This is a genomic window from Natrialba sp. SSL1 (assembly GCF_001861355.1).
Taxonomy (GTDB): domain Archaea; phylum Halobacteriota; class Halobacteria; order Halobacteriales; family Natrialbaceae; genus Natrialba.
The window spans coordinates 375,694-394,067 of the sequence record NZ_MASN01000035.1 but is presented as its reverse complement, the minus strand read 5'-3'; the positions used below and the strand labels follow the sequence as shown (position 1 = coordinate 394,067).

At 63.0% G+C, this 18,374-nt stretch carries 19 protein-coding genes; 4 read left to right on the top strand and 15 right to left on the bottom strand.

The annotated features are described in order from the left end of the window. Nucleotides 1-37 precede the first annotated feature (37 nt). The 3 genes from BBD46_RS21645 to BBD46_RS12840 all read right to left on the bottom strand — a co-directional run bounded on the left by BBD46_RS21645 (nt 38) and on the right by BBD46_RS12840 (nt 3,574). Nucleotides 38-325: a hypothetical protein gene (locus tag BBD46_RS21645; RefSeq protein ID WP_253184564.1), complete on the bottom strand. Its 288-nt coding sequence runs from the start codon at nt 323-325 to the stop codon at nt 38-40. A 361-nt stretch (nt 326-686) separates the two neighbouring features. Continuing rightward, complete coding sequence (locus tag BBD46_RS12845) at nt 687-2,984, bottom strand: bacterio-opsin activator domain-containing protein (RefSeq protein WP_071402081.1); 2,298 nt, start codon at nt 2,982-2,984, stop codon at nt 687-689. A 338-nt stretch (nt 2,985-3,322) separates the two neighbouring features. Continuing rightward, complete coding sequence (locus BBD46_RS12840) at nt 3,323-3,574, bottom strand: MTH865 family protein (protein WP_006654449.1); 252 nt, start codon at nt 3,572-3,574, stop codon at nt 3,323-3,325. Nucleotides 3,575-3,782: 208 nt separating this feature from the next. Between BBD46_RS12840 and BBD46_RS12835 the strand changes: the two genes are divergently transcribed. Then, complete coding sequence (locus tag BBD46_RS12835; RefSeq protein WP_006168358.1) at nt 3,783-4,178, top strand: ribbon-helix-helix domain-containing protein; 396 nt, start codon at nt 3,783-3,785, stop codon at nt 4,176-4,178. A gap of 29 nt (nt 4,179-4,207) precedes the next feature. On the opposite strand, the gene BBD46_RS12830 is transcribed toward BBD46_RS12835, so the two are convergent. The 4 genes from BBD46_RS12830 to BBD46_RS12815 all read right to left on the bottom strand — a co-directional run bounded on the left by BBD46_RS12830 (nt 4,208) and on the right by BBD46_RS12815 (nt 8,739). Then, nucleotides 4,208-5,875: a cobyric acid synthase gene (locus tag BBD46_RS12830; RefSeq protein WP_071402080.1), complete on the bottom strand. Its 1,668-nt coding sequence runs from the start codon at nt 5,873-5,875 to the stop codon at nt 4,208-4,210. A 131-nt stretch (nt 5,876-6,006) separates the two neighbouring features. Next, nucleotides 6,007-6,267 carry a hypothetical protein gene (locus BBD46_RS12825; protein WP_071402079.1) on the bottom strand — a complete coding sequence of 87 codons (261 nt, stop codon included), beginning with the start codon at nt 6,265-6,267 and terminating at the stop codon, nt 6,007-6,009. A gap of 151 nt (nt 6,268-6,418) precedes the next feature. After that, nucleotides 6,419-7,984, bottom strand: a complete 1,566-nt coding sequence (locus tag BBD46_RS12820; protein ID WP_084777749.1) for a hypothetical protein — start codon at nt 7,982-7,984, stop codon at nt 6,419-6,421. Further along, the gene (locus BBD46_RS12815) at nt 7,981-8,739 is read right to left on the bottom strand and encodes an ABC transporter ATP-binding protein (protein WP_071402078.1); all 759 of its coding nucleotides are present in this window, start codon (nt 8,737-8,739) and stop codon (nt 7,981-7,983) included. Before BBD46_RS12815 ends, BBD46_RS12820 begins: the two co-directional genes overlap by 4 nt. A gap of 167 nt (nt 8,740-8,906) precedes the next feature. On the opposite strand from BBD46_RS12815, the gene BBD46_RS12810 reads away from it, so the two are divergent. Beyond that, the gene (locus tag BBD46_RS12810; RefSeq protein ID WP_071402077.1) at nt 8,907-9,653 is read left to right on the top strand and encodes a hypothetical protein; all 747 of its coding nucleotides are present in this window, start codon (nt 8,907-8,909) and stop codon (nt 9,651-9,653) included. A gap of 20 nt (nt 9,654-9,673) precedes the next feature. Here BBD46_RS12810 and BBD46_RS12805 read toward each other — a convergent pair whose 3' ends face one another. From BBD46_RS12805 to BBD46_RS12795, 3 genes are all read right to left on the bottom strand, one after another. Then, on the bottom strand, nt 9,674-10,393 hold the full coding sequence (locus BBD46_RS12805; RefSeq protein ID WP_071402076.1) for a cob(I)yrinic acid a,c-diamide adenosyltransferase: 720 nt from the start codon (nt 10,391-10,393) through the stop codon (nt 9,674-9,676). 212 nt (nt 10,394-10,605) lie between these two features. Continuing rightward, the gene (locus BBD46_RS12800; RefSeq protein WP_071402075.1) at nt 10,606-11,577 is read right to left on the bottom strand and encodes a transcription initiation factor IIB; all 972 of its coding nucleotides are present in this window, start codon (nt 11,575-11,577) and stop codon (nt 10,606-10,608) included. Nucleotides 11,578-11,748: 171 nt separating this feature from the next. Continuing rightward, nucleotides 11,749-12,507, bottom strand: a complete 759-nt coding sequence (locus BBD46_RS12795; protein ID WP_071402074.1) for an SDR family NAD(P)-dependent oxidoreductase — start codon at nt 12,505-12,507, stop codon at nt 11,749-11,751. Between the two features lie 168 nt (nt 12,508-12,675). Here BBD46_RS12795 and BBD46_RS12790 point away from each other — a divergent pair, with 168 nt between their 5' ends. Beyond that, nucleotides 12,676-13,065, top strand: coding sequence for an STAS/SEC14 domain-containing protein (locus tag BBD46_RS12790; RefSeq protein WP_071402073.1), 390 nt, complete (start codon nt 12,676-12,678; stop codon nt 13,063-13,065). A gap of 51 nt (nt 13,066-13,116) precedes the next feature. On the opposite strand, the gene BBD46_RS12785 is transcribed toward BBD46_RS12790, so the two are convergent. From BBD46_RS12785 to BBD46_RS12765, 5 genes are all read right to left on the bottom strand, one after another. Next, the gene (locus BBD46_RS12785; protein ID WP_071402072.1) at nt 13,117-14,343 is read right to left on the bottom strand and encodes an FAD-dependent oxidoreductase; all 1,227 of its coding nucleotides are present in this window, start codon (nt 14,341-14,343) and stop codon (nt 13,117-13,119) included. 215 nt (nt 14,344-14,558) lie between these two features. Further along, nucleotides 14,559-15,092 carry a peptide-methionine (S)-S-oxide reductase MsrA gene (msrA, locus tag BBD46_RS12780; protein ID WP_071402071.1) on the bottom strand — a complete coding sequence of 178 codons (534 nt, stop codon included), beginning with the start codon at nt 15,090-15,092 and terminating at the stop codon, nt 14,559-14,561. A gap of 65 nt (nt 15,093-15,157) precedes the next feature. Further along, the gene (locus BBD46_RS12775; RefSeq protein WP_071402070.1) at nt 15,158-15,820 is read right to left on the bottom strand and encodes a 2,5-diamino-6-(ribosylamino)-4(3H)-pyrimidinone 5'-phosphate reductase; all 663 of its coding nucleotides are present in this window, start codon (nt 15,818-15,820) and stop codon (nt 15,158-15,160) included. A 56-nt stretch (nt 15,821-15,876) separates the two neighbouring features. Beyond that, a complete protein-coding gene (locus BBD46_RS12770) occupies nt 15,877-16,458 on the bottom strand; it encodes a hypothetical protein (RefSeq protein WP_253184563.1) in 582 nt (193 codons plus the stop codon). Between the two features lie 88 nt (nt 16,459-16,546). After that, nucleotides 16,547-17,047, bottom strand: a complete 501-nt coding sequence (locus tag BBD46_RS12765; RefSeq protein ID WP_071402069.1) for an Lrp/AsnC family transcriptional regulator — start codon at nt 17,045-17,047, stop codon at nt 16,547-16,549. Nucleotides 17,048-17,312: 265 nt separating this feature from the next. Between BBD46_RS12765 and BBD46_RS12760 the strand changes: the two genes are divergently transcribed. Next, nucleotides 17,313-18,302, top strand: coding sequence for an ornithine cyclodeaminase family protein (locus BBD46_RS12760; RefSeq protein ID WP_071402068.1), 990 nt, complete (start codon nt 17,313-17,315; stop codon nt 18,300-18,302). The last annotated feature ends 72 nt before the right edge of the window (nt 18,303-18,374 follow it).

Sequence of the window (18,374 nt, the reverse complement as noted above, 5' to 3'; positions counted from 1 at the left end):
GACGGTTTTCGGTTTCTAACCGACTTCTAACCCACTCTCAGTCACGACCAGCACGGTCAGGAGAACCACGCCGGCGCGTATCCACGACACGCGTCGTGTCTCCCGCAACTCTGATTTCGGCCCATCGGGGCAGCGAATCGGGCTCGACAGCAGTCAGCAACAGCAGCGCCTCACCCGGCAGTTCCACGAGCCACCGTTCCGACCGGCGCTCGCGCAAACACAGTCGCCAGGGACCACTCTCGAGTTTCGCCCGGACTTGCTTCGCTGTGTAGTAGCGCCCGTTCGAGCCAGCGAGCACCGTTTCGAGCGGTGATGTGCCTACCACGGATTCCCACGCTCCGATCCCCGCTTCCGGTCGCCATCTCCCGGCTGTCCTCGCTTGGCCTCCCGTCGACAGCCGTCTCGTGCTCGTCGCTGTCCGTCTCCCGCAGGGTGCCAGCACCACATCAGCCGATCCCGTCCTACCCGACCCGACCGAGCCAGCCACGTCAGCGTCACCATCGATCGAATACAGTCCCGGTGTCTCCATCCCCGCTTGGGTTTACATGGGCGACCTTTATGAGATCATGAGTGTCTGTCTTTCCTGACTCACACGGCGAGTGTTGCGTTGGCACTGGTCACAGCGAACTCGCAACAGACCGCACGCAGACTGGACTCGAGTACTGCCGAGGCTGTCAGCCGGCCGGTCAGCGCTGTGTGTTTGCCCCACCGACATCGCTGACGTCACCGTTCTCGTCGACATCCGTGGCAGCGTTTCCTTCCGCAAAGAACTCCGAGAGAACCGTCTTGAGCGCCTTCCGGAGGTGCTGGTGCATCGTCGGCGGTGTCACACCCAGCGCTTCGGCGATATCTTCGCCCGTACTCGAGCGGGGCCACTCGAAAAAGCCGCCGAAGTACGCCAGACGGAGGGTCGTCAACTGCCGGTCCGTGAGTTCGCCCAGAATCCGGTTTCGACGCTCGACGGCGGTATGCACCGGCCGATCGACCTCGCGGCGAGCGGTTAGCTCCGTATTCTCGTAGACGACCGAGAGGGCCTCTGCAATGTCCCGGACATCGCCGTGCTGTGGCACCTCGACGACGCAGGTTCCGACGCCGTCCTCGACGCGGACGTCCCTGATCGTCGCCCCGTGATTCGCGAGCGTCCGCACACCCGATTTGGTCAGGCGAATCTCGATCGTACAGTGGTCGTGTCCGTTGTGGATGAGCCGACACGACTCCACCGACTCGTGGGCCTCGGCTTCGTCCATCACCGTCTCGCCGTCGAGCCCATCGATGCGGACGTACTGGATCGGCTGTCCGTCCGAGGTCGTCCCCGACCACTCGAGTACGCAGGTGCAGTCGTAGGTCGACGACAGATCGAACGAGAAGGTTTCGCCGCCGTCGATCTGGAACTCGAGTTCGACGACGGTGTCGGCGAACAGGAGCTGGCGGTTCTTGACGGCCATGATCGAGAACCCCATCGTTTCGCCGAGCAGTCTGAACTCCTCCTGTTCGGTGTCGGAGAACGCTTCGGCGCGGCTGGCGAGGACGGTCAGGACGCCGTAGGTCGTCTGTTCGTGGACGATCGGGACCGTTATCGCAGCGCGGACATCGTCGGCGTGGGCGGCTTCCTGCAACGGCTCGGGGAGGGGCTCCGTTTTGAGAATGTGGTTGACGGTGATGATTTCGCCGGTAACGCCTGTGTGTTCGGTTGGCCGTAGCGGACGGTCTGTGCTGTCGACATCGGCGTCGGCGCTCACCCCTTCGTAGATCATCGCCGGCGGCAGCGTGCCCGCATCGTCCTCCAACTTGCGAATCTCGTCGAGGTAGGTTGTTGCCTCGCCCGCCCCTGTGCGGTAGGTGAACTCACCGGCTCCCGTCCGCTCGGCGATCCAACAACCACAGTACAGCTCCGAGTCGACGAGTTCCGCACAGACCTCCCGTTCGATCGCGTCGCGCGTCGGTGCGTCGACCAGCGTCTCGATCACCTGGCGGACGACCGCATTGATCCGGTTGAGCGTCTCGAGTTGGGACTGGCGCGCCCGGAGTTCGGCTTCGCGCTGTGCTCGCTCCGTAATGTCCCGGGCGAGCCAGATCACCGCCCGCTTCCCGTTGATTCGCTCGTCGATCGGCACGACTCGCGCCTCAAAGAGTCGTTCCCCGTCAGTCGTCTCAACAGCGTACTCGACCGTCTGAACGTCTTCGGTCTCGATGGCGTGATTCAGACACTCAGCAAGCGATGCCGCAGTCTCCTCGGGGAAGATGTCGTCCAGTGAGGTGCCAATGAGGTCTGTCGCCGACGACGTGTACAGTTCCGCAGAGACTGGCCGAAGCTTCGCTTCCAGGTAGACGCCGTCCTCGTCGATCACGAACGCCTCGTCGGGGAGCTCGTTGGCGATGATTCTGTGGTACTCGTCGTTGGGTGTCGAGAGGGCTGGTTTGGCAACCGTCTCGAGTACCCGGTCGAGCACATCGTCATCGGCCGGGACGTACTGCTCGACGTCCTGGCGAAGCGCCGTTGCCGCGAGTTCCTCGCTCCCCTCCTGTGGCGCAACAACACACGGTGCGGTCTCGAGTGCGGAATGCCGGTGGCCATCGACCCAGCCGATGGCCGTCTCGAGTGCAGTCGGTTCGTCGACATCGATGACGACGGCGTCAATGGTGTCTGGCAGACCGTTTGCCGTGCCGCCATCGGTGCACTCGAGCTCCGTGAGCGTCCGTTCGACGATTGTCAGGTGATCGGGCTCGATTTCGAGCGGAGTGGTGGCGTCGGAGTTGGGACTGGTGTCAGTGGTTGAGTTGGCCTCGGTATCGGTGGCTGGGTCTGCTGCAGTGTCAGTTGCAGTGTCAGATGTGGCATCAGTTGCAGTATCAGATGGAGCGCCAGACGCAGTGTCAGTGTCGGAATCGACGGTCGCTTCCGAAAGCGCGACAGACAGCCGGTGCTGTTTGTCCGCCGACTCTGTGACACAGATGAGTGCGTATCGCTGCTTCGATCCGTCCATCTCACTCCGATTTTCACTCTCGACGCGATTGCCACTCCGTACCCGATACCACCGCCGCCACGTCGTTCTTTCTACCTAACGCTGCGATATGCAATAAAACGTGGGGGTCAGCGCTACGCTCGGCGCGTCTCCGCCAGTCCGAGAGAACGGGGCGTCTGCCGCGAGAGACTCTCCCACCCGTGACAGGCTTCCGGGCGGGGTAGTCAGACGGAACGGGAGACGGATACTCGGTCCGGGGTCCGTCTCTGCCCACTCCTGACCCCGTACGTCTCCGCTGTGGTAGCCGTTTCAAACACCCCGGTGTGAGTTGGTGGCGCTTTGGCCACACGTACCGCGTCTTACAGTTCGCCCTGGTCTTTGAGGTCGTCGATGATGTCGTCGACGAACGTCTCCGCGTCGTCGTACGGGAAGTCCCCGCCAGACGTCTTCGTGTTCAGCTCCATTGCGGTCATCGAGAAGTCGCCCGACTCGAACTTCGTTCCCGGGCCGTTCGGGAGCGCGGGGACGAGGTCCATTGGACTCGAGATGGGGTAGTCGGCACCTTCGAACGCGTCGATCATCTGCTCACGGATTTCGTCTTCGTTTGCCATTGCGTCTCCCTGTTGCGTCCGATAAATAATAAATTTGTAGGTAGTTGCGTTCAACCCCCGGAGACTGAGAGTGCCGTTCGGCGTCGACTCTTGGACTCTCTTTAGAGCGATAGACATTCTCTTTCACTCTGAATCGGGGGTTATCACCGTCCGGTCGAGAAACACGTTCCCGAAACAGTAATTATGCCTCAGCGTGCACGTTGCGGACATGGCGAAAGATACCGTCAGGTACCCGGACGAGGTCGTCGACGAGATCGACGAACTCGTCGACGACGGTATGTTCGAGAGCAAATCCGAGTTCTATCGGTTCTCCGCGGAGTACGTCCTCACGCTGGTCGATCCCGACCACGACGTCAAGACGTTCAACTTCGACGAGATCAAATCCGAACTCGATATCAGCGATGCAGACCACGCGAAGGCCCTCGGCACGGACGGCGGCACGTTCTTCTTAGACGCCGTGATTACCGTCCGGAAACAGGGCCTGCGCGGCAACTACGAGGCTGCAGAGCGCTTCATCGATACACACTACGATCCAACCGATCAGGAGTGTATTATCCTCGAGGAACTGCTCGGAACGTACCGCGACGGGGCGAATAGCGCGTAACCGCTACCTCAATTCTCGGCTCCGGTCCGCTAGCTCGTCGCACCAGCGGCCAGCCGTTCGACTACCTCCGCATCGACGTTCTCCCGTAGCAACGACGCCGCTCGGTCGAACGGCGTCTGTCCATCCCGTCCACCAGCACGGTCAGTCTGTGACTCAGCCCTGCTCACCGGTGGCCACTCGAGTCCCGCCTCTCTCGCAGCGGCCTCGAGAAACGCCGTCCGAACTCCCTCGTTGTCGAATAACCCGTGAAGGTAGGTTCCGAGCACCAGCCCGCGTGCCGCGCTCGACTCACCGAGCGGTCTCGGAACGGACTCGTGCTCGAGTATCCGCGTTCGCCCAGCGTGGATTTCGTAGCCCGATGCGGTGCCGTCCGCGCCGGCGAGCAGGGGGCTCGCCGCGCCGTCGACGGGGACGGTCGTCTGTTCGAGCTGTTTCGTCTCGTCGAAGCGGGTTTCGACGGGGAGGAGACCGAGTCCCGAGATGGTGTCGCGCTGGCCGGTCCCCTCTAGTGCAGCGTTCGTGAGCCGCTCGCCGAGCAGCTGGTAGCCGCCACAGATGCCGACGATCGGGCCGTCGAACGAGCGCAGCGCGTCGGAGAGGCCGGCGGCGTGGAGCGCACGACAGTCGTCGACGGTGTTTTTCGTGCCGGGGATGACAACGGCGTCGGCATCGATGTCGTGATCGGCGTTGACGTCGGTGCTCGCGTCCGCATCGTCGACCGGCAGGTAGACCACCGAAACGCCCGGTTCCGCGGCGAGCGCCTCGAGATCGGTCGCGTTCGAAATTCGCGGAAGTCGCGGCACCGCGATCCGGAGGCGCTGTTCGGCGGGGACGCCGTCGTCATCGCCGCGTACCCCCTGCGAATCCGTATCCGGGAGGCCAACGCTGTCCTCTTCGGGTAATCCGGGATCGTCGTACGGCAGTATACCCAGGATCGGGACGCCGGTTCGGGACTCGATCTCAGTGATGCCGGACTCGAGTAGCGACGGGTCACCGCGGAACTTTGTGATGAGTGCACCGGTGACGCGTTCGCGGATATCGTCGGGGAGGAGTTCGATCGTGCCGTAGAGGCTGGCGAACGCGCCGCCGCGTTCGATGTCGACGAGCAGGATGATCTCTGCGTCGGCGAAGCGGGCCGTTTCGACGTTCGCAAGGTCACGGTCGTGGAGGTTGATCTCGGCGATGCTGCCCGCGCCTTCGGCGACGATTACGTCGTGGTCGGCGGCCAGTCGTTGGTAGGACTCTTCGGCGGCGGCGCGGGCGTCGTCCCAGTAGTCTTCGTAGTAGCTGCCTGCGGGGACGTGCTCGCGGGCCTCGCCCTGGATAACGAGTTGACTCTCGCCGTCGCCGCGCGGTTTCAGCAGGACGGGGTTGACGTCCGTCGTCGGCGTCAGTCGAGCCGCGCGGGCCTGGGTGAACTGGGAGACGCCGATTTCGCCCCACTGGTCGGCGGTTTCCGGCGCTGTTCTGTCACCAGCCGGACGCGATTTCTGGTCCTGCCTCTGCCCCTGACCTTGCCCTTCTTTTCCACCCGCGCCAGCCGCCCGCACGACGACCCGCGCGTTGTTGCTCATGTTCTGGGCTTTGAACGGCGCGACGGAGACACCACGGTCGGCGAGCAGGCGACAGAGGCCCGCGACGACGGTTGATTTGCCGACGTGACTGGCAGTTCCGGCGACGAGAAGCGTCCGCGTCATTCACACCCACGTGTTCCGGCGTGGGCTATCGACCTGTCGGTTCCAGCCGATTTATCGGTGCCGGCTGGTTTGTTGCCGGAATCGGCTCACCTGCCAGCATGGGCTGGCCCGACGGCTCTCACCGTGAACGGTCACCCGTCGTCCTCGTCGTCGCTGTTGCTCTCCTCGGTAGTACCGTCTTCCCCACCGCTCCCGCGAACCTCGAGTGTCTCCTCGCTCCCGAATACGACCGTCTCCTCGGGATGTGGTTCGATGTGACTCAGAATTTCGTGGGGAACATAGCCGATGTTGTACCCCTCCTCGTTGTGCAGGACGATCCCCTGCTCGTACTCGCGAAAGTCATAGCAGTTGATCTCCTCGTACGCGTTGCCCGGTTTGTAGACGACTTTCATATCTCATCCCTCTCCGTCCGGTCGGTTTTCCGCACTCCTTGCAGATGAAAGGGAGTTCTCCCTGTCCGATCGGTTCTCGTGTTGATGGGACAGGATGCCAACGAAGTGCTGAATCAGCGCATATAAGGACTGTTCCCCCTCATCTGGTCTCTTACTCGTGGCGATACTCAGCATCCCACTTCGGCCCCGCACGACTCGAGAGCACCGCGCCAATCGCACCGAACCCGATCCCGATACCGGCAAGCGCGAGCGCAATGTCCAGCGTCGGCGGCACGACGACGAAGCCAGCGACCAGCGCCGGAACGAGCGCGACCGCGGCACCGACGGTGAACAGCCCGAACCGGACCGAATCGAAGAGGAACTCGTTCGGGTCGAAGCCGGCGATGTAGACCGTGAGCCCGTAGTAGTACAGTCCGAAGCCAGCGAGCAATAACGCGCCGACGAGCGCATCGATGAGCGCTGCCTCGAACCAGAGCACTGCGGCGAGGTAGGGCACGGCCACCGCCGGCGCGCCGACGAGAACGAACGCCGTCCGCTTGGCCCGGAACACGTCCGCGATCGTCACCGGATACGCGAGGTAGGACTCGAGTGCGTCGAACTGCGTGAGCCAGTTGTAGGTGGTAAACGCCGAGAGGCCGAGCACGCCACCGAAGAAGATGCCGGGCGCGGGTTCGATCCCGGTAATCTCGTGGACGACGCCGACGAGTGCAGCGACGAGTGCGAGCAGGATGCCGGCGGAGACGAACGGCTTCCAGACGCCGCCGGCGGAGCGCGAGAGGTCGAGCAGTGTCTTGACGACCAGCGGATCGTTCACACCGGTTGCACCAGGGACGGTGTCGCCGAGTCTGCGAAGCCGCGCGAACTGGTCGGCTGCCGTTCGGGTCGGCTTCCCGTACGTCGGATCGTACACTGCAAGCGACGCGGCGGCGACGAGTGCGGTTGCACCCGCGAGCCCAGCGCCTGCCGGGAGCGACGCGGACTGTGGAACGACCAGCGTTTGAGCCGCCGCGAGCGTCGCCGACGCGGAGCCGAGGACGCCGCTTACGAGGGCGACGACGGCGACGAGAGCCAGAAGCGTCCACGTCGGAACGCCACGCGTTCGCAACGCGATCAGCGCGACTGTCACGGTCATCCCGGCGGCGAAGACGAGCGAGAGCGAGAGCCACAGCGTGGCGACGTCGACCGGTGTCGTCGCCGACACACCCTCGAGAGGAATCGCCGCGGTCGCCATCGGCAGGACGAAGACGACGGCGTAGAACAGCGCGTCCTTCACGAGAAAGATACCGAGCAGTCGTCGCCGCGAGAGCGGGAGCGTCGCGGCCGTGCCGAGGACGAGCGAGAGGCCGCCGAAGACGTTCTCGAGCATGCTCGAGCCCGCGAAGCCGGCGGTGCCGCTGTAGAGTCCGAAGCCGAGCGCGAGGACGTGGAGACCAAGCACGACCGTCGAGGCAGCGGTTCCCGTCTCCACGAGTGCAACCGTCGCGCCGGCGGCGAGCACGGCGATCAGCAGCGGGAAGGAGAGAAAGCGCCCGCCGCCGAACAGTTGGGTGTGTAGCCGCCACTCTTCGCGCAGCAGTGCGGCGAACAGCAGCCGGTTCGTCCCGTCGCCGACGAGGCTCGAGCCGCCGCGCTGAGGGCCGGTGCGACCTTGCTGGTAGCCGGAACTCCCTCGCTGGCCCTGTGCAGGTGACGGCGTGTCAGTACCGGCCCCGCTCATGTCTGAATCGCGTCCCGCTCGAGTGATGGGAGATCACGCGCGTTCGCGTCGTCGACGTGGTTAAGGAACGTCTCGAGGAGGTCGTCGCTCGTCTCGTCCGCAATCGAGCGTTCGGCGACGATTTTGCCGTCGGCGACGATGCCGACGCGGGTGCAGATGTCCGCCGCGACGTCGATGTTGTGCGTCGAGACGAAGACGGCGTTGTCCGCTGCGGCGTAGCTCGTGAGGAACTGCTTGACCTGCTCCTGGACGAGCGGGTCCAGATTCGCCAGCGGTTCGTCGATGAGCACCAGCTCCGGCTCGTGGATGAACGCCTGGGCGATCATCACCTTCTGTTGCTGGCCCCGTGAGAGGTCGGTGTGGAGCGTCTCGAGTTTGCTCCCGAAGCCGAGTCGTTCTGCCCAGCGGTCGATGCCGTCCGCGACGGTTTCCTTGTCGAGGTCGCGCACGTCGCCGACGAACTCGAGATACTCCCGTGGCGTGAGAAAGCTCGGCGGCGTCGCCTGTTCGGGGAGGATGCCGACGCGCGTTCGCGTTTCGATCGGCGCTGTCGTCGGATCGGTTCCGAGCACGTCGATCGTGCCCTCGTCGGGGACGATCTGGCCGGTCAGCGAGCGGATCGTGGTCGTCTTCCCGGCACCGTTGGGGCCGAGAAAGCCGAACAGTTCCCCGCGCTCGACGTCGAGGGACATGCCGTCGACAGCCCGAACGTCGCCGTACGACTTGCGCAACTCGTCGACTCGAAGGACTCCCATCAGTATCAGCTGACCGATCGTTCACAGTGGTTGGTAATAACTGTGCTGGCACCAGTTTCTGTCATACTGGTTTGGTTTTGTGCTATCGCTCCCAGGCGGAGACGTCGGGGTTTTGTACGCTGTATGTGATCCCGAAATTACTTGGTAATGCATACTATTCGTCATGTATGACTGTTCGGTGGTCCATCCTCCTCCTTCTCGGTATCAGTCTCGCGCTCGTCGGCGTCGGACTGTCTGACAGCGCCTATGCCTCACCGTACGAGGATCCGAGCGAGTACCCACACTACGTCGCACCCGAATCGACGGCGACGTTCGAGACGTACGTCGCCGACGCCGACCGAGACGAACCGATCCCCGTCGACGAACTCTCCCCACAGGCCCAGGAGTTCATCGAGCGGACACTCGAGGAGGGGACCAACAGCGGGGCAACACAGGGGGGGGTTCCCTACTGGGAACCGAACGTCTGTACGAATGTCGTGATCTACTGCGCCGACGGCTACGAAGCGCCCCCATCCTCGTTCGAGTATCATGACGCCGAAAACGGGACGGTTCTGGTCGAAGACGGCAACGAGGCGTTCCTCTTGCTGACGTACGACGCGTCACAGGACTCCGGAACACCGTGGCACTTCGCTGACTGGTTCGAGGGCGTCGTTCCAGCGCTGACGCTGTTTCTTCCGGCGCTCGGTCTCGGCGCGTTCGCTGTGAGAACGCAACCCTCGACACGAACGACCGTCCGTGTCTCCGGGTTCGGAATGGGTCTCCTACTGCTGGCTCTCGGGACGCCGTATTTCGTCATGGCAGGGGTGAGCCGGACAGCCCTCGTTCTCGCTGGAATCCTCGGATCGGTCGTCTTCCTCGCATTCCTCGGGCGGCTTGTCCGTCGCTCTGCTGGCTCGAGTCCGACTAGCGGGTGAGGTGCACACCGACAATTCAGCTAGAACTCCGTCCCGCGACGAGCCCGCTGGCCGTCCTCGATCGGATGCTTCTGCTTGCGAACGTTCGTCATCAAATCCACTCGCTCGGCCAGATACGTCGGCTCCTCGTGACCACCGGAGAGGACCAACTCGAGTCCGTCCGGTTTCGCATCCAGTAATTCGTGCACGTCGGCTTCACTGATCAGGCCGCGCTCGGCGGCGTAGAGCACCTCGTCCAGAATCAGCATGTGCACGCCGTCGGTCGGGTCGCCCTCGAGTGCAAGTGGTGCGCTGAGGTCGGCCTCGCCTGCCGCGTCGATGACCTCGCGGGCGCGCTCGAGTCCGGCCTGTGCTTCGGCTTCGTGCTGGGCCTCGTCGCTGCCGTCGGCCATCCCGTGCCAGCCGTAGTGACCCAGATTCTCGTAGCTGATCCCCGGCAGGGCGTCGATCGCGTTGTACTCGCCGCGGACCGCGTCGACGCTCGAGGCGCCCCCCTTCATGAACTGGAGGACGTGCACGCGGTAGCCGTGGCCCGCAGCGCGCATCCCCATCCCGAGGGTCGCCGTCGTCTTCCCCTTGCCGTCGCCCCACCAGATCTGTACGAGTCCGAACTCCTCGGGAGCCGCAGGGTCGATCCGCTCGGCCTCAGGTGTCCGTCCCTGGCCGGGGGTGTTCTCGAGTACCGATTCGCTTGGCGACTGCTCCTCGCTCATACGCCAGTCGTCGGCGCGGGTGTACATGTAGTTACTCCTCGAATTGCAAGCGCCGGGTGAACTCGTGGGCACCGTGGCAGCTCCCATCACAACCAAACCCGTCTTGAAGCTTCGATCCTACCGTGTTTGCAGTCATCTGTCACTCGGTCGCCCGGCCTCTGGGCGGACGTTGCGGACGAGTTCTAACGCTTCAAATCTCGAGAGGAGGGGGCTCTCAAACCAGTCGCTACCGAGTCGGATCACTCGATTCCCATCGCCTCCATCTGTTCCTGATATCGATTTCGAATGGTGACTTCGGTGACCTGGGCAACGTCCGCGACTTCCCGTTGCGTTTTCTTTTCGCTGCAAAGCAACGAGGCGGCGTAAATCGCGGCAGCCGCGTACCCCGTCGGAGATTTTCCGGACAGTAGCCCCTTCTCCGTGGTGACCTGGATTATCTCCTTGGTTTTTAGCTGCACTGCCTCGCTCAACTCGAGTTCGGAACAGAACCGGGGGACGTACTCCTGTGGATCGACGGGCCTCATCTCCAGCCCGAGGCTTTCGGAGACGTATCGGTACGTCCGGCCGATCTCTTTCCGTTCGACCCGCGACACCTCGGCGACCTCCGCTAGGCTCCGTGGAATCCCCTCTTTACGGCAGGCAGCGTAGAGACACCCCGTGGCAACGCCCTCGATCGAACGACCGCGGATCAGGTCCTCGGAGAGAGTGCGTCGGTAGATGACGCTCGCGACCTCGCGTACCGAGCGAGGAACGCCGAGCGCACTCGCCATCCGATCGATTTCGCTGAGGGCGAACTGGAGGTTTCGCTCGCCGGCGTCTTTCGTTCGAATACGCTCTTGCCACTTTCGGAGTCGGCGTATCTGATTACGTTTTTCGGGGGAAAGTGAGCGCCCGTAGGCGTCCTTATTCTTCCAGTCGATTTGCGTGGTGAGCCCCTTGTCGTGCATCGTCTTGGTCGTCGGCGAGCCAACACGAGACTTGTTCTGTCGTTCGGAGTGGTTGAACGCTCGCCATTCTGGGCCGTGGTCGATGTTCGTCTCTTCGACGATCAGACCACAGTCCTTACAGACGAGTTCCCCCTGATCGTCACTCTTGATGAGCGTGGCTGATTCGCATTCCGAACAGATTCGTTCCCGGTCTCCCTCCGATTCCCGTGCGTTCTCTTCCGATTGAGGATCACGCTCGCGCTGACGAGTGAGATTAGCTACCACGTTTACTACTCGTGCCACACTGACTTAAGCCCCTGATGTCCCACAACATTTCACGACTGGTCTCACGGATTGCAGACCGACTCGACAGGTGGCCTGTCCGGTGTGATTTCGCCAGTACGAGTCGCGATTAGGTTTCCGCGGAAGAAGATGATCACCCGACGCTACCCACCGTTACTGCGCGAGGTAGCCGCCTTCCACGGGGAGCGTCACGCCGGTGACGCGCGAGGAGAGGTCCGAGCCGAGAAAGAGCACGGCGTTCGCGATTTCCTTGGGCTCTGCGAGACCCGGCATCGGTTCGGTTTCCTCGAACTGTTCCTCCATGTCGGGGTGTTCCTCGATTGTTCGCTCGATCATCTCGGTGCGGACGATGCCGGGTGCGACTGCGTTCGCGCGGATGCCCTCTTCTGCGTACTCGATGGCCGCGTACCGGGTGAGCTGGCCGACTGCGGCCTTCGCCGCGCCGTAGCCACTGTACTGGGGCACGGCGACCTCGCCGCCGATGGAGGAGGCGCTGATGATCGAGCCGCCGCCGTCCTCGAGCATCGCCTTGATGCCGTACTTCATCCCGTACCAGACGCCCTTCAGGTTGACATCGATAACCTGCTCGAAGGCGTCGTTCTCGTAGTCGTCGAGTCGTGCAACTGGCCCCTCGATCGCGGCGTTGTTGAACAGCACATCGAGGCCGCCGTACTCGTCGACAGCGGTGTCAATCATCGCCTGGGCGTCGTCGGGGTTCGAAACGTCTGCCTCGACAAACGTCGCCTCACCGCCATTGTCTGTAATCGTCTCGACGGTCGCTCGTCCGCCCTCAACGTCCACGTCGGCGACGACGACGGACGCGCCGTGGTCGGCGAACGTCGTTGCCGTCGTTCGTCCGATTCCGGAGCCAGCGCCTGTGATGACTGCAACGCGGTCGTCAACGAGAGTCATTGGCTGTTAATTCACACTATCGACAAATAGGTGTTTGGGGCATCGTGGTAATCGACGACAAGACACGCTACAGTCATCCAAGGGCCAAGGTACAGATTCACATTCAACTACCACTTCTGTTATAATTGGCAAGAATTCTTATTTACAACGTTTATCATTACTTCTGTAATGGCATACTACGAACGCGATCATCTGACGATCGAGTGGGACAGCGACCTCGAGACCGTTCTCATGAACTGGCAGGCATTCGCGAAGGAAGACGACTACCGGGACGGCCTCGACGCCGGCCTCGACCTCGCGATCGAGCACGGTGCGGAAAACTGGCTCGCCGACCTCCGGGATCTGGGGACAGTGACCCAGGACGACCGCGACTGGACGCACGACGACTGGCATCCGCGTGCGTTCGAGTCCTCGCTCCAGAACATGGCGATCGTCCAGCCCGCAAGCGTCGTCAGCAACATGTCCGTCGAGGAAATGGTCACCGAAGTCGGCGAAAACACGACCTCACGCATCTTCGACAACCGAGACGACGCACGCGAGTGGCTGCGTAACCAGTAACCAGTAATCCAGGTCTTCGGGAACAAGCGCGTCCGACTACTTGCTCACTCCTCACCCATCCTGGCCGACCAGATCAGCATCTGTCGGTCCACGGCCGCCGAACTCGTCGACGAACGTATCGAGTTTGCTCGCCGACGACGCACCGATCAGTTCTCGCTCGGCTGTCGTACTCGAGTCCCCCACCCCAAGCCGATCCGCAACCAGATCGGAAACGGACTCGGCCATCCGCCGGTACGTGGTGAGTTTGCCGCCGACGATACTGACGAAGTTGGCGACGCCGTCCTCGGCGTGATCGAGCTGGACAAATCCGCGCGAGATGCCACGACCGCCGTGAGCCGCTTCGTCGGGTTCGTATAGTGGGCGGACACCCCACCACGACCGAACCCGCGGAGCGTCGGCCACGGCGGGGAGCATCGTCGCACACTCGCGGATCGTTCGCTCGATTTCTTGCTCGTCGCGTTCGAACTCATCGGGATCGTCGACCGGGACGCTCGTTGTCCCGAGCACGACCTCGTCGTCGTGGGGGACGATAATATCGCCGTCCGCTGGATCCCGACAGCGATTGAGCACCGGCTCGAGTCCCGCGTGCTCGACCGAGACCATCACACCTCGCGTCGGGCGCATTTCGACGGTTACGCCGGCCATCTCTGCGACTGTGCCAGCGTGTGGCCCCGTCGCGTTGACGACGTATTCGGGTTCGACGACGGTCTCCGCAGCGCCGCCAAGCGAAACTGAGTTGATGCGTTCGTTCTCGAGTACCATCGACTCCACCGGTGCGTGTGTCAGAATACGAGCGCCGTGTTCGCGGGCGTCCGCGGCAGTAGCCGCGACCAGCCGCGAGGGGAGGACGACGGCGTCCGGCACCCACATCGCGCGTTCGACAGCTGCGTCGAGTCCGGGGACCGCCTCCCGCGCGTCGTCGCCGTCGACGACATCGACCGGAATGCCAAGTTCCTCGCAGGCCGCGCGTTTCTCGTCGAAGTACGCCGGGTCGTCGCCGGCCACTTGCACGAAGAGACCGCGAGTCTCTCGGATGCACTCGCCCGCAATCTCCCGCAGGATTCGGTTCTCCTCGAGGCACTCGAGTGCACCCTCGGCGTCGGCTTCGGCGTAGCGAGCGCCGCTGTGAAGGAGGCCGTGTGAGCGCCCGGAGGTGCCGGCCGAGAGGCCGTCGCGCTCGGCGAGCGTGATGTCGATGCCACGAAGGGCGAGGTCGCGGGCGATTCCGGTGCCGGTTGCGCCGCCGCCGATGACGAGGACGTCGGTTGTGATGGTCATTGCGTATACCAGAGTGTCTCTGCAGGTTTCAGAGGTGGTGTACTGCGCCGTGTTGCGCCGTGTTGCGCCGTGCTGTTCCGTGGCTGTGACAGTGTACGAATCGGTCGGTGCCGTACGGGCTGTCTAAATTGCTAACGCCGTCGAAACCGTCGAAGCTGTCGAAGCTGTGAGAGCTATCGCCGCTCTCACAACACCAGCCCCGCGCTCCGTGTTCGCTACTGCGTCGCCGTCGCATCCGCCCCGAACTGCTCGCGCACTTTCTCGACCTTCGGTGCCGCGTGCATCGAACAATACGCGTCGTTCGGGTTCTTCTCGAAGTAATCCTGATGGTACTCCTCGGCCTCGTAGAACGTCTCGAGCGGCTCGATTTCGGTGACGATCCCCTCGTACAGCCCTTCGTCCTCGAGTGCCGCCGCAAACGCCTCGGCCGTCTCGAGTTGGTCCTCGTCGTGAGCGTAGATCGCAGAGCGGTACTGCGAGCCGATATCCGGCCCCTCCCGGTCCTTCGTCGTCGGGTTGTGAATCGTAAAGAAAACTTCGAGCAGGTCCTCGTAGGCGATCTGGTCCGGGTCGTACTCGAGTTGGACGACTTCTGCGTGACCAGTTTCGCCGGAGCAGACTGCCTCGTAGGTGGGGTTCTCGGTGTGGCCGCCGGCGTAGCCGGAGGTGACGGACTCGATGCCGTCGAGGGCCTTGAACGCGGCTTCGACACACCAGAAGCAACCGCCGCCGAACGTAGCTCGTTCCATGCGCTGGGGTACGTGATGCGTGAGGAAAGGTGTGACGGGACGGGGACTGCGATGCGAGCAGCTCCCTACTCCACTACATGCCACGTCAGCAACACACCGCCGTCGAGGCGCTCGACCTCGGCCAACTCGAGTTCGGGAAAGTGCTCGACGAAGCCGTCGCCGTCGGCCAGCGTCGGCGCGTCACGCCCGCCGATCACTTTGGGGCCAACGAACACCGAAAGGTCGTCGACCAGGCCCGCCTCGAACAGCGAGAAGATGAGCTCGCCGCCGCCCTCGACCATCACCCGTTCTATGCCCTGTTCCTGCAGCGCGGCGAACGCCCGCAGGAGGTCGACCCGCTCGTCGCCCGCAGTGATGAGGTCGGCGTGCTCGGCGAGCGCCGCTCGCTGCTCGACGGGCGCTGCGTCACTCACGCAGACGTAGGTCGTCGCGGCGGCGTCGAGGACTTCGGCATCCGCTGGCGTGCGTGCACTCGAGTCCACGACGACGCGAGCGGGGTTCGCTGGCTCGCCGTTGGTTCGGCGCTCGTCACGAAGATTCTCGTCCTTGACGGTGAGGTGGGGGTCGTCCGCGAGAACGGTGCCGACGCCGACGACGACGGCGTCGCTGTCGGCGCGGAGTCGGTCGACGCGCTCGAAGTCTGCGTCACCGCTGATGGCGATCTGTTCGCGCCGGCGCGAGGAGAGTTTCCCGTCCGCGCTCATGGCGGCGTTGACGACGACGTGCATACGTCCGCTGTGGCGGGGATCCCCAAGAAGATGGTGTGTTTCGGCCGACAGGGAGCTCAGTCGTTGTACGCTTCTTCGAACACTTCCTCGTTGTCTCGTCCATCGACGACAGTTATCTCGACCGCAGTCAGGTGAGCGTCGTCGACAGAGACTCGAACGAGTCCTGCCGGAAACATCGGTGCCTGGTCGCCTTCTTCTGCGTTGTCCCCGATTGCTCTCACCGTCCCAGCGAGCGTATCTGCAGACAGCGTTAGATTCTCCACCTCGATTTCAGACTGGTTGGTCAGTGGCCATTCCGTCACGACGTAGATCAGGAGTTCGGACTCGAAGTCAGTCGCGTCGATGAACGCTTCGTTCGTCGAACGGCGATCAGCGATCGGACCCAGATCCAGTGGTACGCTACGATATGCCTCCTTCGATGACTCGTACAGTTCTACTGCCCCAACCGAGGACTCGGTATCGAAGCGAAGAGCGGGGGAATGCGTAGCGAGCACTGCCCCCAGCTGGTGGGTATCATAGCCGACATCGCTTCCAGCCGTGGCTGAGCCTTCATTGTTGGAAGAGCCACCCTGTAGACAGCCGACTGTCGCGAACGGCAGAGACGCACCGATTGTAGTGAGAATATGGCGACGCTTCATAGGGGTTTTTTACACAGTAGTATACATGAACGTTGGCACCACTCAAAACAGTATTTCAGCTTGGAGCGATTCAGTGAGTGGAAACAGCCTACCGCTCCTGATCGAGTAGCTCGTCTACCAGCGTTTCCATCGAGTACTGCTGCAGCGGTTCGTGGCCGTCCCGGAGCGTGCTGATCGTAAACGTCGATTTCGTGCGCACAACGCCATCCATCGACTCGAACTCGCTCACCAGCGACTCGACCATCGACCGATCCGAGAGCTGGGAGATGGCGATGAAGTCCGTATCCCCGGCTGCGAAGTAGACCTGCGTCACGCCGTCGATCTCGAGGAGGCGGTCGCCCACGTCTTCGCGATAGCCCTCACCGTGTTCGGCGATGACCTCGACGATGAAGGTGATCGGAAAGCCCAGTGCGGCCATGTCGATGTCGTAGTGGTCGTTTCGGATGATGCCCCGCTCCTGGAGGGAGTCGATTCGGTAGTGTACCGTCGAGAGCGGAACATCCGTCAGCTCGGCGATGCGCTCGGGGCTGCGCGTTTCCTCGTCCGCGATGGCCTTCAGAATACGGAGATCCTTCTTGTCGACGTCCATACGCGGTCCTCGCCGTCCAGCCCCACAAGCACTCCGGTTGTGTTAGAGTATTCTCTAACTGGCTGCTGGCAGCCATTTCTGCAAGCTGTCTGCATTCCATACATCTGGCGGGGCTCGCGGACGCTCGGAGGATTTACGCGGTCTGTTGTTCTTGCAGTATCCTTCAATGACGGATCGATAGAAGGGCGTAGAGTTGAATCTATGTCCAACTATCTCAGATATCGTAGAAAGAAAGACTAAGTGGTGGCCGTGTCTTCGGTACTCCATGGCAGACGCACCCACGGGAACCCGAATTATCGACAGCGACGCAGTCACCGAACTCGTCAATCACGAGGAAGCGATCGACGCCGTCGAAGCGGCGTTTCAGGCCCACGCGACGGACGACGCACAGATGCCGGCGAAGTCCTACATCGACATCCCCGAAGAGAACGGCGACTTCCGTTCTATGCCGGCCGCCGTCGGCGAGGGTGCCGGCGTAAAGTGGGTCAACGTCCACCCGGACAACCCCGAGCGCTTCGGACTCCCGACCGTCATGGGACTCGTCGTCTACAGCGACCCGGCCTCCGGCTACCCGCTCGCCGTCATCGACGGCACGAACCTTACCCGCATCCGCACCGGTGCCGCAGCCGGCGTCGCGACGGATCACCTCGCTCGCGAGGACGCGGAGACGCTCGGCCTGCTCGGTGCCGGTCAGCAGTCTCACACCCAGCTTGCGGCGATTGCGGCCGTACGAGACCTCTCGGAGGTCGTCGTCGCCGACCTCGACGACGAGGCCATCGAACGGTTCATCGAGGCGGAATCCGACCGAGACCTCACCGTTCGCGGCGGCTCCCCCGAGGAGGTCGCCGGCTGTGACGTTATCTCGACGACGACCCCATCCCGCGAGCCGATCCTCCGCGAGGAGTGGGTCGAGCCAGGAACGCACATCAACGCGATGGGCGCTGACGCCGAGGGCAAGCAGGAGCTGGCAACTGACCTGCTTCTCTCGGCCGACGTCGTCATCGACGACTGGGAGCAGTGCTCTCACTCCGGCGAGATCAACGTCCCAACCGCTGCAGGCGACTTCGAGCGCGACGACGTCTACGGCCTCCTCGGCGACCTCGTCGACAGCGAGCAGGGTCGCCCGGACGCTGAAGCGGTCACCATCTTCGACTCCACCGGTCTTGCGATTCAGGACACCGCAGTCGGCTCCGTCGTCTACGAGGCCGCAGTCGCGGACGATGTCGGGACAGTTACCCAGATCGTCGACCAGTAACGTTCCTCGGCCCGTCGACACTACCCTGTCTCTCAGTACCACTAGACGTTTCCTCAGCAGCTACTGCCCCAC